The organism is Tsukamurella strandjordii (genome assembly GCF_039525985.1).
Classification (GTDB): Bacteria; Actinomycetota; Actinomycetes; order Mycobacteriales; family Mycobacteriaceae; genus Tsukamurella; species Tsukamurella strandjordii.
This window is the reverse complement of the sequence record NZ_BAAAII010000002.1, coordinates 541,272-555,040: the sequence shown is the minus strand read 5'-3', so window position 1 is coordinate 555,040 and position 13,769 is coordinate 541,272. Positions and strand designations below refer to the sequence as shown.

Here is a 13,769-nt window from a genome sequence, read left to right as displayed (position 1 = left end):
CCCGGGTGACGGATTCCTCGCCCAGCAGCGTTTCGCCCGCCCAGCCCGCCCCGGTTCTGGTCGTCGACTTCGGCGCGCAGTACGCGCAGCTGATCGCCCGCCGCGTCCGCGAGGCGCGGATCTACTCCGAGGTGGTGCCGCACACCATCACCGCCGACGAGGTGAAGGCCAAGAATCCCGCGGCCATCGTGCTCTCCGGTGGACCGGCGTCGGTGTACGCCGAGGACGCGCCGAGCCTCGATCCCGCCGTCTTCGACCTGGGTGTTCCCGTTTTCGGCATCTGCTACGGCTTCCAGATGATGGCCCGGGCGCTCGGCGGCACCGTCGCCAACACCGGTGGGCGCGAGTTCGGCCGCACCACGCTGACCCCCGAGGGCGACGGTGTGCTGCACACCGGACTGCCCGCCGAGCAGCCGGTGTGGATGAGTCACAACGACGCCGTGCAGATCGCGCCCGAGGGTTTCGCCACCGTCGCTTCCACCCCGGGCGCGCCGGTCGCCGCGTTCGAGAACGTCGACAAGAAGATGGCCGGCGTCCAGTACCACCCGGAGGTGCTGCACAGCCCGCACGGCCAGGAGGTGCTCACCCGCTTCCTGTACGAGATCGCCGGCTTGCAGCCGACCTGGACCGCGGCCAACATCGCCGAGCAGCTGATCGAGGACGTGCGCGCGCAGGTGGGCGACGGCCTGGCGCTGTGCGCACTGTCCGGCGGCGTCGACTCCGCGGTGGCCGCGGCGCTCGTGCAGAAGGCCATCGGTGACCGCCTGACCTGTGTCTTCGTCGATCACGGCCTGCTGCGCCAGGGCGAGTGCGAGCAGGTGCAGACCGACTTCGTGGCCGCCACCGGCGCGCGCCTTGTCACCGTGGACGCCGAGGACACCTTCCTCGGGCACCTCAAGGGCGTCTCCGACCCCGAGGAGAAGCGCAAGATCATCGGCCGCGAGTTCATCCGTTCCTTCGAGGACGTGGTCTCGGAGGCGCTCGGCGAGCGCGCCGCGGAGGGCCACACCATCGATTTCCTGGTGCAGGGCACCCTGTACCCGGACGTGGTGGAGTCCGGCGGCGGCGCCGGCACCGCGAACATCAAGAGCCACCACAACGTGGGCGGCCTTCCGGAGGATCTCGAGTTCACCCTGGTCGAGCCGCTGCGCCTGCTGTTCAAGGACGAGGTGCGGGCCGTGGGCCGCGAGCTGGGCCTGCCCGAGGAGATCGTCGGCCGCCAGCCCTTCCCCGGACCGGGCCTGGCGATCCGCATCGTCGGCGAGGTCACCAAGGATCGGCTGGAGCTGCTGCGCAAGGCCGATGCGATCGCGCGTGAGGAGCTCACCGCCGCGGGTCTGGACGGCACCATCTGGCAGTGCCCCGTGGTGCTGCTCGCGGACGTGCGCAGTGTGGGCGTGCAGGGCGACTGCCGCACCTACGGTCATCCGATCGTGCTGCGGCCGGTCAGTTCCGAGGACGCGATGACGGCGGACTGGACCCGCGTGCCCTACGAGACGCTGGAGATCATCTCCACCCGCATCACCAACGAGGTCGAAGAGGTCAACCGTGTGGTGCTCGATGTGACGAGCAAGCCGCCGGGGACCATCGAGTGGGAATAACGGTCACCTTCTGACCGGTGCCGTCGGTACCGTCGTGTCCATGACGATTCTGGTGACGGGTGCGACGGGCAACATCGGACGGAAAGTGGTCGACGAGCTGGTGGCCAGGGGAGCGACGGACATCCGCGCGCTCACCACGAACCCCGCCAAGGCGGATCTGCCCGCGGGCGTGGAGGCCTTCAACGGTTTCATCGGCAAACCCGAGACGCTCGACGGTGCCTTCGAGGGCGTCACGAGCATGTACCTCGCCCCGTACGAGCCCACCGCGGCCGAGGTGCTGCAGCGGGCGAAAGACGGTGGCGTCCAGTACGTGGTGGCCACCTCCGGCAGCGCGCACTGGCAGGCGCTCACCGACACCATCCTCGCGAGCGGGCTCGATGTGACGGTCCTCGGACCCGGGGAGTTCATGGAGAACTTCGCGGGCTGGGCGGGCCAGGTGGCCGAGGGCGTGGTCCGCGAGCCGTACCCCGATGCGGGGAGCGCCCCGATCTCGATGGGCGACATCGCCGCCGTCGCCGCGGCGCTGCTGACGGCCGCGGATCGTGCGCCGCACGTGGGCGAGGTCTACGAGCTCACCGGACCGGCGTACCTGAACCGGGTGGCGATGGCAGAGGCGATCGGCGAGGGGATCGGTCGGCCGGTGCGGTTCGAGCAGATCACCCGCGAGGAAGCCGAGGAGCAGCTGCGCCCCACGATGGGCGATATGGCCTCCTGGTATCTCGACCTGCAGAAGTCGTCGATCGAGTGGAAGCAGCAGCCGAACGAGCTGGTGCAGCAGCTCTCGGGGCGCCCGGCCACCAGCCTGGCGCAGTGGGCGGCGGCGAATCGGGAGTTGTTCTCCGCCTGACCTTTCCCGGAACAGGGGAAAGCCCGGGGCGCGCGGGTGAGGGAGCGCGCCCCGGGCTGGTCGGGTCGCCGGTTACGGCGAGTCGGTGTGGGTGCCCTTGGTGGGCTTGATGATCAGCATCAGTCCGGCCACCGCGATGGCACCGATCACCACGACCGCCAGGAGTGTCTCGGCGCTGATCAGGTTCGGGCCTCCGGCCGCTCCCCACAGTGCCACGGTGAGCGCGATCAGCCCGGCGACGAGCAGAGCGGGGGAGAACCGGCGGCTCTGCGGGGGTTCGGTCGTCGTTGTGCTCGTGGTGTTCTCATCAGCGGACACGGTTCACCTCCACACTGCCGACGTTGCCGCTGGCATCGATCTTCAGGGTCGGGGCGTCGGGCTTGGCGCCGACACCGACGAGTGTTCCTTGGGGGCACCGGGTGTCGCCCACGTTCACGGAGCAGGTCACGTCGACGTTCATCGACTCGGGCACCGTGATCCGGGTTTCCCCCGCGGCCACCCGGGTCTTGAGCTTGCGGTCCTCGTCCAGGGTCATGCCGCGCAGATCGAGGGTGAGCGTGCCGGCCTGGAGCTTGAACTCCTCCGGCATCGTCGTCGGGTCGGTGAGGACGTACGAGCGGTCACCGCGCGGCGCGTCGACGTAACCGCTCATCACGTTCTGCGCGGTCGCGGCGATCACCACGAATCCGGCGAGCGGGATCGCCGCCACCAGGAGTCCGTAGCCGGCCTTCTGGAACGCCCCGAAGAGCAGCCCTCCGGCGATCACGCCGAGTACGAGCGATCCGGCCAGCACGGGCGAGATGGACGCCAGCCCGGTCACATTCACGGCGGCGATCGCCGCGGCGGTGAGCAGCGCGATTCCCAGCGTGACCGGGGTGATCCGCGATCGTCGGCGGGGGATCGGTGCGGGTGCCTGGGCCTGTGCCGGCTCCGGGAGATCCCATGCGAAGGGGGCGGCGCCCAGCGGATCCCAGCGCGGCGGGCGGATCTCCTCGGTCACCTGATCCCGGCGCTGCGGCTGCTGCGACGCCTGCGCCTGCGGATGAGCCTGCACCGCAGGGGCACTCGGCGCGTCCGCGCCGGGCTTGCGGTCTTGCGTCGTGCCCGTGGCGTGCGCCTCGGCCTCGGGGCGCGGGCCGGGGTGCGGTTCCGCCGGCGCGGCGAAGGTGCTCGGATCGGTGCCGGCGGGCGGCTGCCACGCGGGCTGCCAGCGGAACGGGGCCGCGGGCGGCTGCCAGGCGCCCACCGGGGCGGGACCCGCGTCCACGAACTGCGAGGAGATCGCCGTGCCGGGAGGCGCGACCGGGGTGCGCTGGTGCAGCGCGTACCAGCCGACCAGCAGCAGTGCCGCGCTGATCAGCCCGGAGCCGGGCCACGAGGAGCTCATTCCGCTGCCCATGGTCACCGCGATCCCCGCCGCGATGATCAGCACGAAGGGCGGAGGGCCGCTGCGCTCGGGCCGGTACTCGCGGTAGGGCTCCTTGGGCATGACGAAGATGGCCACGATGTAGGCGAGCAGCCCGGCGCCGCCCAGCAGGGCCGCACCGAGGAAGGCGGCGCGCACCAGCGCGACGTCCACCTGGTAGCGGCGTGCGAAGCCGGTGCACACGCCCGCGATGGGCGCCCGCCGGGCCCGCAGGGGCCGGGTGTCCCACATCTGCCGGATCTGGCTGGAGAGGGTTGCTGTGTCCATGCCATCGATACTGCTGGCCCGTGCGGCCCGCGACCATCGGGATCTACCCTGAATTCCCGGACGTCCCGCCTCGGGGTAACCGCATCGATCCGGGTGCGAGTGGGGGAGTTCCCCGATGCGCGGTGGCGCACCGTCGTGCCACCATCGAGGAACGATGGCACGACGATCACAACGCGCTCGGCGCGCACGCAACTCCTGGGCGCAGTACCAGGCCTGGGCCCCGGTGTACCCCCGGTACCCGGGCGCTGCGTCGTATCCCCAGCACAGCACGCCGGTCGCGCAGACGCCCGGCCCGCCGACCCCCGGTCCGCAGGTCGCACCCGCGGAGGTGGGGCCCGGCTACCCGCGGATGTACCGCCGCAACGGCGGCGCGGTGATCGGCGGCGTGTGCGGCGGAATCGCCGACCACCTCGATCTCGACGTCACCCGGGTGCGCATCGCCTTCACCCTGCTCGCGCTGCTCGGTGCCGGCGTCGTCATGTACGCCCTGCTGTGGTTCTTCTGCCGGCCCGGCACCGATACCGAGAAGCCCGATCCGGCCGAGCGGCGCCGCGGCCTCGCCCTGGCGGTCCTCGGCGTCGTAGGTGCGGCCACGCTCGCCGCGGTTGCGAGCAACTCGAACACCGGATTCATCGTCCCCGTGATCGTGATCGGTGTGGGTGCCGCCCTGGTGTGGCGCGAGGCCGATTTCGCGGCCCGCGCACCGCATACCGCCGGGCCCGGCGGCTCGCGCCTGCTCACCTGGCTGCGCATGCTGGGCGGTGTCACCCTGGTGATCGTCGGCCTCGCCGTGGTCTTCCTCGGCCGTGTCGACGTTTCCGCCCTGCCCACCGCGCTCGCCGCGGTCGTGCTCACGCTCGTGGGCGTCGCGCTGCTCACGGTCCCCGTCTGGGTGCGCATGTGGCGCGACCTCGGCGAGGAGCGCGCGGCCCGTGTGCGCACCATCGAGCGCGAGGAGATCGCCTCGCACCTGCACGATTCGGTGCTGCAGACCCTGGCCCTCATCCAGAAGCAGTCGTCCGACGGTGCCGCCGTCAAACGGCTGGCCCGCAGTCAGGAGCGCGAGCTGCGCGAGTGGCTGTTCGGCGGCACCGAGGCTCCCGCGAGTTCGCTGGCCGCGGCGCTCAAGGCGGCCGCCGCCGATGTGGAAGACGGGCACGGGGTGGCCGTCAACGTGATCACCGTGGGCGATGTGGAGGGCGACGAGCTGGGTGTCGACGATCGCTTCACCGCGCTGATGGGCGCGGTCAAAGAGGCGATGGTGAACGCCGCCAAGCACTCCGGTTGCGAGACCGTGGACACCTACGCCGAGGTCGACGCCGAACAGGCGGCCGTCTTCGTGCGCGACCGCGGCATCGGATTCGACCCGGACGCGGTACCGTCGGATCGGCAGGGGTTGGCGAAGTCGATCCGGTCCCGCGTGGAGCGTCGGGGCGGCACCGTGGAGGTGCGCTCGGCGCCCGGGCGCGGTACCGAGGTCCGGCTGTCGGTGCCCCGGCCGGGTTCCGACGCAGCCGCGGCGGAGCCGGCGGACTCGATCGCGGAGGAGAGTGCGTGAGCAACCGGGTGTTCCTGGTCGACGATCACGGGGTGTTCCGTTCGGGCGTGCGCGCAGAGCTCGCCCGTGAGGCCAGCATCGAGGTGGTGGGCGAGGCGGGCACCGTCGCCGAGGCGGTGTCCGGAATCCTCTCCGCCGCACCTGATGTGGTTCTGCTGGACGTGCACATGCCCGACGGTGGCGGGGTGGCCGTGCTGCGCGGCGTGACCGACGGTGCGCCGCGCGCCCGTCTGGATAAGACGCCGGTCTTCCTGGCGCTCAGCGTGTCCGATGCCGCGGAGGACGTGATCGCCACGATCCGCGCCGGTGCGCGCGGCTACGTCACCAAGACCATCTCGGGGCCCGAGCTGGCGGATGCGGTGCGCCGGGTGGCCGACGGTGACGCCGTCTTCTCGCCCCGGCTGGCCGGTTTCGTGCTCGACTCCTTCACCGGGCGTTCGCCGGTGCCCGAGCCCGCGCTCGATCCCGAGCTGGACTCGCTGACCCCGCGCGAGCTCGAGGTGCTGCGCCTACTGGCCCGCGGGTACACCTACCGGGAGATCGCCGAGGATCTGTTCATCTCGGTGAAGACGGTGGAGACGCACGCCTCGAACGTCCTGCGGAAGACGCAGCAGAGCAACCGGAACGCGCTCACCCGGTGGGCGCACACCCGGCACCTCGCCGACTGATCGCCCGCCGGTGCGCGGCTATCCGAGCAGCAGGATGACGCCCGCGACCACCGCGGCGAGCACGACGAAACCCAGGATGATCCAGGCCGCGAGCACGGTGTTCGACATGCCGGAGGGCGGGGCCACCGGCGGCGGTGTGTAGGTCGTCGCGGGCCGCGGCGCGGCCGGCCGGGGAGTGCTACCCGACGGCGTCGTCCGCGTGGCACGGGGCTCGCGGGGCGAACGCTCCCCGGCGGTGCGCCGCATCCACACCGCCGTGCCGCCCTCGCCCGGCTGCAGCGGCGAGGCGAGCACCGCGGCGGTGTTGCCGCCGGCCGCGGCCACCTCGGCCAGCCGATCACGGGCGGTCTCCAGGGAGGGGCGCTTGGTGGGGCTCGGTTGCAGCATGTCCAGGATCACCGCGGTGAGCGGGCCGGTGTGCTTCGGCGGATCGATCTTGCCGCGGGCCACCTTGTGCAGCAGCGACATCGAGTCCTCGTCCACGCCGAAGGGCGGCGTGCCCTCGAGGGCGGTGTACAGGGTGGCACCGAGCGAGTAGAGGTCGGAGGCCTCCGACGGTTCGCCGCCGCGGGCCACCTCGGGCGCGAAGTAGGCGGGCGTCCCGGTGATCACACCCGACTGGCTGGCGGGGCTCTCGTCCTTGATCCGGGCGATGCCGAAGTCGGAGAGCTTGACCGTGCCGGAGGCGCGGCCGCGGTTGGCGATCAGGATGTTGCCGGGCTTGATGTCGCGGTGGGTGATCCCGGCCTCGTGCGCCTCGATGAGGGCGTCGGCCACCTGCGCGCCGATCTGGGCCACCTGCCGGTCGGGCATGCTGCCCGTCATGTGCAGGACCTGCGCCAGCGAGCGCGAGGGGAGGTACTCCATCACCAGCCAGGGCTCACCGCGGTCGATGGCCACGTCGTACATCGAGATGGCGTTGCGGTGCTGCAGGCGGGCGGCGATCCGGCCCTCGTGCAGGGCGCGCCGCCGCAACTCGTCGGCCTGCTCGTCGGTGAGCCCCTCGGTGGAGATCACCTGCTTGGCGGCCACATCGCGGTCGAGCCGTTCGTCGCGGGCCAGCCACACGGCGCCCATGCCGCCGCCGCCGATCTTCGACGTCAAGCGGTAGCGTCCGGCCACCAGGTAGTCGGGCCCGGGAACGCCCCGCGTCGTCCCACCGGTTCCCGTCGATTCCGTCACGGGTCGATACTAGAGCTCAGGCCCGACGCGCGCGGTACGCGGCTACATTCAGCCGGTTGTTGCAGCCGTCGTCGCAGTACCTGCGCGAAGAATTGCGCGTGAAGTCCACGAGCACCCCCGCGCAATCCGGTGCCGAGCACACCCGGAGCCGGTCCAGCGCGTCGGCGCGCACCATGTCCACCAGGCCCATCGCGGGTTCGGCGAGGAAGCGTTCGGCGATCGGCGTCTCGTCGGACCATCCGTGCAGGTGGTAGGGCCAGTCGTCGTGGCGGGCCAACTGCGGAAGCACCTGGGCCTCGCGGAGCATCCGGTTGATCAGGGGTACCGCGCGCGATTCCTCGCCGGCGGCGTCCCACAGTTCGCGCAGCAGGGCGCGCACCGCGTACACCCGCTCCAGCTCGTCGTCGCGGATCGGGATCGGCCCGGTCCAGCCCCATCGCGCCACGAACTCGCGCAGCGCGGCCTCGTCGGGCAATCGCTCGACGCGACCGGTGTCCGCATCGGGCGCGGTGTTCACCAGGTCGGCGGCGCTCGCGAGCGCGGATTTGGTGTCGTACGAGAACATGTTGGACGAATGGTAGTCGCCCGTAACAAAGGGTCGCTACTCTCATCGGGTGTCCAGCCCGCTTGGAATCACCCCCGACCCTGCGCTTCGCAAGGGACTGCAAACGCGCCACATCAGCATGATCGCGCTGGGCGGTGCCATCGGCACCGGCCTGTTCGTGGCATCCGGCGCCACCATCCACGACGCCGGTCCGGGCGGTGCGCTCGCGGCGTACGCGCTCATGGGCGTGATGGTCTTCTTCCTGATGCAGAGCCTCGGCGAGATGTCGGCGTACATGCCGTGCAGTAACCCGTTCGAGGAGTACGGCACCAGGTTCGTCAGCCCGTCCTTCGGCTTCGCGGCCGGGTGGAACTACTGGTTCAACTGGTCGATCACGCTGGCCGCCGAGGTGGTGGCCGGTGGCCTGATCATGAAGTTCTGGCTGCCCGACGTGCCCTCGTGGATCTGGTCGCTGATCTTCCTGGGTGGTTTGCTCGCTTTGAACCTGTTCGCGGTCAAGGCCTTCGGTGAGGCCGAGTTCTGGTTCGCCTCGATCAAGGTGATCGCCGTGGTGGTCTTCCTCATCGTGGGCGTGCTCATGGTGTTCGGCGTGATCGGCGGCCCGTCGCCCGGTTTCCAGAACTGGACCATCGGCGATGCGCCCTTCGTGGACTGGCCGCTCGGCATGCTTTCGGTGTTCCTCATCGCCGGCTTCGCCTTCCAGGGCACGGAGATGATCGCCGTCGCGGCGGGCGAGGCGGTGGAGCCCAAGAGCGCCATCCCGAAGGCCGTGCGCACGGTGTTCTTCCGGATCCTGCTGTTCTACATCGGCACGCTCACGATCATCGCCTTCCTCATCCCGTACACGAACCCGGAGCTGCTCGACGCCTCCGATGAGAACGTGGCGGTGGCGCCTTTCACCCTGGTCTTCAAGCTGGCGGGCATCGACGCGGCGGCGTCGATCATGAACGCGGTCATCCTGATCGCCATCCTGTCGGCGGGCAACGCCAGCCTCTACGCCGCCACCCGCGCGCTGTACGGCCTCGGCGTCCAGGGCAGCGCCCCGAAGATCTTCGGCAAGGTCAGCAAGTCGGGCATCCCCGCGGCGGCCGTCGCGGCCACGGCGGCGATCGGCGCGCTGTGCTTCGTGGCGAGCCGGGTGGGCGACGGCACGGCGTACAAGGCGCTGGTGACGGCCTCGTCGGTGGCCGGGTTCATCACCTGGATCGGTATCGCGTGGGCGCACTACCGATTCCGGCGGGCGTGGAACCTGCAGGGTCGCTCGCTCGATGAGCTGCCGTACAAGGCGTGGCTGTACCCGGCGGGTCCGGCCGTCGCGCTGTTGATGTGCATCGCGGTGATCGCGGGCCAGTACTACGTCTCCGTTCGCAGCGGCTCGGAGGGTGGCTGGGAACTGCTGCTCACCTCGTACGCAGCGCTGATCCTGTTCCTCGGGCTGTGGGCCGGGCACAAGCTGGTCAAGCGCGATCCCACCGTGGATCTGCGCACCGCCGACCTGACGCCGATCACCGCGGCCTCGGCCCACCGCGACCCCGATCCCGTGGCGTGACCCACCCGGCCTGATCAGGCCCGTGATCTCCGGCCCCGCGGCATGCGCCGCGGGGCCGTTCGCGCTCTCGGCCCGGGGCCCGGCCGGTTACGTTCACGTTTCACCTCCGCATTCCGTTCGGTTCCGCGGGTTTTTGCCGCTAAGATCGCGTTAAGAGTTGTAAGAGGTAAACGATGGGAACGACTATGTCTGATGTCACCGTCTTCCCCCGCGTGCAGGTCGAACAGGCCCGAAGCAGCGCGTGGGCCACGACGATCGAGCGCGCCCGCGAGATGCTCCCGGTGAACCCGGAGGACGCCAGCCTCGCCGTCGCGGTGGACGCACTGCGCCGCCGCGGCATGACCGTCACGGATGCGACGGCACCGCAGGTCACGGTGGACGCGCTGCGCGCCGCCGATGTCTACGTGATCCCCCATCTGGCCCGCGCCGGCGTCGAGCGCGTCACCGGTGACCTGCCCCCGGTGTACGCGGATGCCGAGCTCGACGCGATCGAGCAGTACGTGCGCGGTGGCGGCGGCCTCGTGGTGCTCGCCGAGTGCGATACCGCCACCTCCGGAAGCAATCTCGCCGACCTGCTCGCACGCTTCGGTGTCACGGTGGAGTCGCTGGTGGTGCAGGAGGCCACGGGCGATCGCCGGTTCGGCGGCAACGCCACCTGGATCCGCTCCGTGATTGCCCCCGAGCTGCGCGGACAGGGCCTGGTCGCCGGTGTCGACGAGGCCTGTTTCTACCGCACCGGCGTGCTCGACGTGGGCCCTCCCGGCACCCCGGGCGTCAGCGTCCTGGCCCGCACCAGCGAGAGCGCGTCGCCCGCCGGACGGCCCCTCGCAGTAGCCCTGCAGGTCGGCCTCGGACGCGTCGTGGTCTTCGCGGACTCCGACCTCTTCGGCGACGATTCGATCGATGATTTCGATCAGCGCACGCTGTGGACCAACGTGGTCACCTGGGCCTCGGGCGCACACGGCGACCGCGGCGCGCGGTCCGTCTCGGCCGCCGCGCAGAGCGCCGACTGGGGCGCCCTGAAGGCCGCCGTCAACGAGCTGCGCGCCCTTCAGGAGGCCGACGGCTCCATCGCCGACGCCGCGGATCACGCCCGGGCCGGAGCGCTCGTGGACACGATCGTGGCCCGGATCGCGGCGCTCGCACCGCTGTTCGCGCACGACGCCGAGTACCTCGCCGCGCTGCCGCGCGACTTCCAGCGCTGGGTCGACGGCGGCTTCGGCAAGCCCCTGTTCGACGAGTCGCTGGCCGCCTTCCGTCCCGACCTCGACCGGGTGGACGGCGCGGAGCACCTCGTGGTCTTCCCGATGTACACGCAGAACGGCAACGCGGGCAAGGTCTTCGAGGCCGTCCTGCTCTCCGTGGTCTGGCCCACCTGGCTGGCCGATGTCGAGCAGCGCTTCGACAACGGCAAGTTCCTCGCGGTGGCCTTCGAGGACTTCACCCCCGGCTACGACACCGATTCCGCGGTGCTCTTCCCCGAGACGGTCACCGTGGAGAAGACGCCCGAGTTCCATTGGGGCGCCATCTTCTGCGACCGTGAGGCGGCCCGCTTCCGCCGGGTAACCGGCGCGGCCTCGGAGGTGCTCTCGCTGCAGCTCCCGCCCGACGGTGAGCGGCTGGTGGCCTCGCAGGCCCTGGCGCAGTCCACGTTCGCGATGTGGGATCTGATCCACGATCGCACCCACAGCCGCGGTGATCTGCCCTTCGATCCGTTCATGATCAAGCAGCGGATGCCCTTCTGGCTGTACGCGCTCGAGGAGCTGCGCTGCGATCTCACCACCTTCCGCGAGGCCTACGGCCTGCAGCAGGAGGGGCATCCGTACGGTCTGCCGGTGCAGCTGGCCATACTGTGCGATCGGCTCTTCCGCTTCCCGATCACCGGCAACCGCGTGCGCAACTACGACGGCCTCGGCGGTCAGCTGCTGTTCGCCTACCTGCACCGTCACGGCGCGCTGCGCTGGCGCGACAACCGGCTCTCCTTCGACTGGAAGGAGCTGCCGCTCCAGGTGATCCGGCTCGCCGAGGAGATCGAGGAGCTCTACCGCACCGGCATCGACCGCTCGAAGGTGGGCCAGTGGCTGGCCACCTACGAGTTCGTCTCCTCGTACGTGGTGCCCGCTCCCGGGTCCACCTGGGCGAAGGGCGCGCAGGCGTTGCCGCTCGACGGTGAGCCGCGCGGTCTGGTGGATCTCGTCCTGCCGGACGAGTTCCCGCTGAACGTCTTCTTCGAGGCCCTGCGCCGCAAGATGGGCGCCGTCGTCGATTCCACCCGCGGCATCACCGCCGACGCCGAGCAGGTCGGGGCCGGGGCGTGACCGGGGTCGCCGGGCGCACCGTCGTGGTGACGGGCGCGAACGGCGCCCTCGGACAGGCGGTCACCGCGCTGCTCGTCGAGCGCGGGGCACGGGTGGCCGTGATCAGCCGGGGCGAGGCGGATTCCGCTCTCACCGCGCTCGACGGCGTGCGGGCCTACCGGGCCGATCTCAGCGACGATGCGGCGACCGCCGAGGCGGCGCGGAGCATCGTCGCCGATCACGGCGGTATCGACGGTGTGCTGCACCTGGTGGGCGGCTGGCGCGGCGGTGTCGCGATCGAGGAGTCCGATCCGGCCGATTGGGATTTCCTGGACCAGGGCCTGATCCGCAGCCTGCAGTGCGTGACCCGGGCGTTCTACGCGCCGCTGGCGGCGAGCTCCGATGCCCGGTTGGCGATCATCTCCTCGACCGCGGTCGCGAAGCCGACCGCCAAGAACGCGATGTACGCCTCGGCGAAAGCCGCCTCGGAGGCCTGGATCCTCGCGCTCGCCGATGCCTTCGGCGACGGGGCCGCTGCGGCCACCGCGCTGCGGGTGATGGCGCTGCTCACCCCGCAGATGCGGGAGGCCTCGCCGGAGCGGAAGTTCCCGCGGTACACGCCGATCGAGACGGTGGCGCAGCGGCTCGTCGGGCTGTGGGACGTTCCCGCGGCCGAGCTGAACGGCACCGTGCACACCCTGATCCCCGGTGAGGAGAACACCACCGCATGACACAGCTGCACGATCCCGCCAAGCGGGGTTTCGCGAGCGACAACTACTCCGGCGTGCTGCCGGAGGTGCTGGCCGCGATCGGCGAGGCCAATCTGGGGCACCAGGTGGCCTACGGCGGAGACCAGTACACCGCCGCACTGGGGGAGCGGGTGCGCGAGCTGTTCGGTGAACGCGCGCAGGCCTTCCCGGTGTTCAACGGCACCGGCGCGAACGTGGTGGCACTGCAGGCCGTGAGCGACCGCTGGTCGGCGGTGGTGTGCGCGGATTCCGGGCACATCCACGTCGACGAGGGTGGCGCGCCCGAGAAGGTGGCCGGCCTCAAGCTCTTCGTGGTGCCCGAGGTGGGCGGCAAGCTCACCCCCGAGGCGATCTCGGCGGCGGTCCCGGACCGGGCCGGCGATGAGCACTGGGCGCAGCCGCGGGTGCTGTCGGTGGCGCAGTCCACCGAGCTCGGCACGGTGTACACCGTCGATGAGCTTCGTGCACTTGCCGATTACGCGCACGAGCGCGGCTGGCTGCTGCACATCGACGGTTCCCGGCTGGGTAACGCTGCGGCGAGCCTCGGGGTGGAACCGCGGGCCATCACCACCGATATCGGAGCCGACATCGTGAGTGTGGGCGGCACCAAGAGCGGTCTGCTGGGCGGCGAGCTGGTGCTGGTGCTCAATCCCGAGGCCACCAAGGGGATCGAGTACGTGCGCAAGCTGTCGATGCAGCTCGCCTCGAAGCAACGGTTCATCGCCGCGCAGTTCCTCGCGCTGTTCACCGACGGCCTGCACCTGCGGGTCGCGGGGCACGCGAACGCGATGGCCACGCTGCTGGCGGAGCTGGTGGGCGAGATCCCCGGCGTCGAGCTCACCCAGCCGGTGCAGTCCAACGCCGTCTTCGCCGTGCTCCCGCACGCCGCCTCCGAGGCGCTGATGCAGCGGGTCCCGTTCTACTTCTGGGACGAGGCCCGCGGTGAGGTGCGCTGGATGTGCTCCTGGGACACCACCGAACAGGACGTCCGCGACTTTGCCGAGCTGGTGCGGAGCGAACTGGCCTCGTAGGTCTGCTCTGGCGGTACCGGAGGCCCGCT

At 70.8% G+C, this 13,769-nt stretch carries 12 protein-coding genes; 8 read left to right on the top strand and 4 right to left on the bottom strand.

Features of this window, described 5'->3' with window-relative positions:
* Nucleotides 1-5 precede the first annotated feature (5 nt).
* Together guaA and ABD108_RS03450 are read left to right on the top strand one after the other, a co-directional pair.
* Nucleotides 6-1,601, top strand: a complete 1,596-nt coding sequence (gene guaA / locus ABD108_RS03455) for a glutamine-hydrolyzing GMP synthase (protein ID WP_343929341.1) — start codon at nt 6-8, stop codon at nt 1,599-1,601.
* Between the two features lie 40 nt (nt 1,602-1,641).
* The gene (locus ABD108_RS03450) at nt 1,642-2,448 is read left to right on the top strand and encodes an NmrA family NAD(P)-binding protein (protein ID WP_220656394.1); all 807 of its coding nucleotides are present in this window, start codon (nt 1,642-1,644) and stop codon (nt 2,446-2,448) included.
* Nucleotides 2,449-2,520: 72 nt separating this feature from the next.
* Here the strand turns inward: ABD108_RS03450 and ABD108_RS03445 are convergent, their stop codons facing one another.
* Together ABD108_RS03445 and ABD108_RS03440 are read right to left on the bottom strand one after the other, a co-directional pair.
* Nucleotides 2,521-2,766: a hypothetical protein gene (locus ABD108_RS03445; protein WP_220656393.1), complete on the bottom strand. Its 246-nt coding sequence runs from the start codon at nt 2,764-2,766 to the stop codon at nt 2,521-2,523.
* On the bottom strand, nt 2,756-4,141 hold the full coding sequence (locus tag ABD108_RS03440; protein ID WP_343929339.1) for a PspC domain-containing protein: 1,386 nt from the start codon (nt 4,139-4,141) through the stop codon (nt 2,756-2,758). Before ABD108_RS03440 ends, ABD108_RS03445 begins: the two co-directional genes overlap by 11 nt.
* Nucleotides 4,142-4,295: 154 nt before the next feature.
* On the opposite strand from ABD108_RS03440, the gene ABD108_RS03435 reads away from it, so the two are divergent.
* Nucleotides 4,296-5,699: an ATP-binding protein gene (locus ABD108_RS03435; RefSeq protein WP_220656391.1), complete on the top strand. Its 1,404-nt coding sequence runs from the start codon at nt 4,296-4,298 to the stop codon at nt 5,697-5,699.
* A complete protein-coding gene (locus tag ABD108_RS03430; RefSeq protein WP_220656390.1) occupies nt 5,696-6,367 on the top strand; it encodes a LuxR C-terminal-related transcriptional regulator in 672 nt (223 codons plus the stop codon). Before ABD108_RS03435 ends, ABD108_RS03430 begins: the two co-directional genes overlap by 4 nt.
* A gap of 18 nt (nt 6,368-6,385) precedes the next feature.
* Here ABD108_RS03430 and ABD108_RS03425 read toward each other — a convergent pair whose 3' ends face one another.
* Both ABD108_RS03425 and ABD108_RS03420 read right to left on the bottom strand, forming a co-directional pair.
* Nucleotides 6,386-7,549 carry a serine/threonine-protein kinase gene (locus tag ABD108_RS03425; RefSeq protein ID WP_343929337.1) on the bottom strand — a complete coding sequence of 388 codons (1,164 nt, stop codon included), beginning with the start codon at nt 7,547-7,549 and terminating at the stop codon, nt 6,386-6,388.
* Nucleotides 7,550-7,565: 16 nt separating this feature from the next.
* Nucleotides 7,566-8,114, bottom strand: a complete 549-nt coding sequence (locus ABD108_RS03420; protein ID WP_220656388.1) for a CGNR zinc finger domain-containing protein — start codon at nt 8,112-8,114, stop codon at nt 7,566-7,568.
* Between the two features lie 49 nt (nt 8,115-8,163).
* Between ABD108_RS03420 and ABD108_RS03415 the strand changes: the two genes are divergently transcribed.
* The 4 genes from ABD108_RS03415 (at nt 8,164) to ABD108_RS03400 (ending at nt 13,740) form a co-directional block, all read left to right on the top strand.
* On the top strand, nt 8,164-9,663 hold the full coding sequence (locus tag ABD108_RS03415) for an amino acid permease (RefSeq protein ID WP_305110028.1): 1,500 nt from the start codon (nt 8,164-8,166) through the stop codon (nt 9,661-9,663).
* A gap of 185 nt (nt 9,664-9,848) precedes the next feature.
* Nucleotides 9,849-11,981 carry a DUF6421 family protein gene (locus ABD108_RS03410; RefSeq protein WP_255585503.1) on the top strand — a complete coding sequence of 711 codons (2,133 nt, stop codon included), beginning with the start codon at nt 9,849-9,851 and terminating at the stop codon, nt 11,979-11,981.
* Entirely contained in the window at nt 11,978-12,691 is a 714-nt protein-coding gene (locus ABD108_RS03405; protein ID WP_343929334.1) for an SDR family oxidoreductase, read from the top strand. The genes ABD108_RS03410 and ABD108_RS03405 overlap by 4 nt, the downstream gene beginning before the upstream one ends.
* Entirely contained in the window at nt 12,688-13,740 is a 1,053-nt protein-coding gene (locus ABD108_RS03400) for a threonine aldolase family protein (RefSeq protein ID WP_343929332.1), read from the top strand. The genes ABD108_RS03405 and ABD108_RS03400 overlap by 4 nt, the downstream gene beginning before the upstream one ends.
* Nucleotides 13,741-13,769: the final 29 nt, after the last annotated feature.

Coding starts and splice junctions, on each gene's coding strand:
- ABD108_RS03410 (WP_255585503.1), top strand. CDS start 9,849: ATGTCTGATGTCACCGTCTTCCCCCGCGTGCAGGTCGAACAGGCCCGA.
- ABD108_RS03450 (WP_220656394.1), top strand. CDS start 1,642: ATGACGATTCTGGTGACGGGTGCGACGGGCAACATCGGACGGAAAGTG.
- ABD108_RS03420 (WP_220656388.1), bottom strand. CDS start 8,114: ATGTTCTCGTACGACACCAAATCCGCGCTCGCGAGCGCCGCCGACCTG.
- ABD108_RS03435 (WP_220656391.1), top strand. CDS start 4,296: ATGGCACGACGATCACAACGCGCTCGGCGCGCACGCAACTCCTGGGCG.
- ABD108_RS03440 (WP_343929339.1), bottom strand. CDS start 4,141: ATGGACACAGCAACCCTCTCCAGCCAGATCCGGCAGATGTGGGACACC.
- ABD108_RS03400 (WP_343929332.1), top strand. CDS start 12,688: ATGACACAGCTGCACGATCCCGCCAAGCGGGGTTTCGCGAGCGACAAC.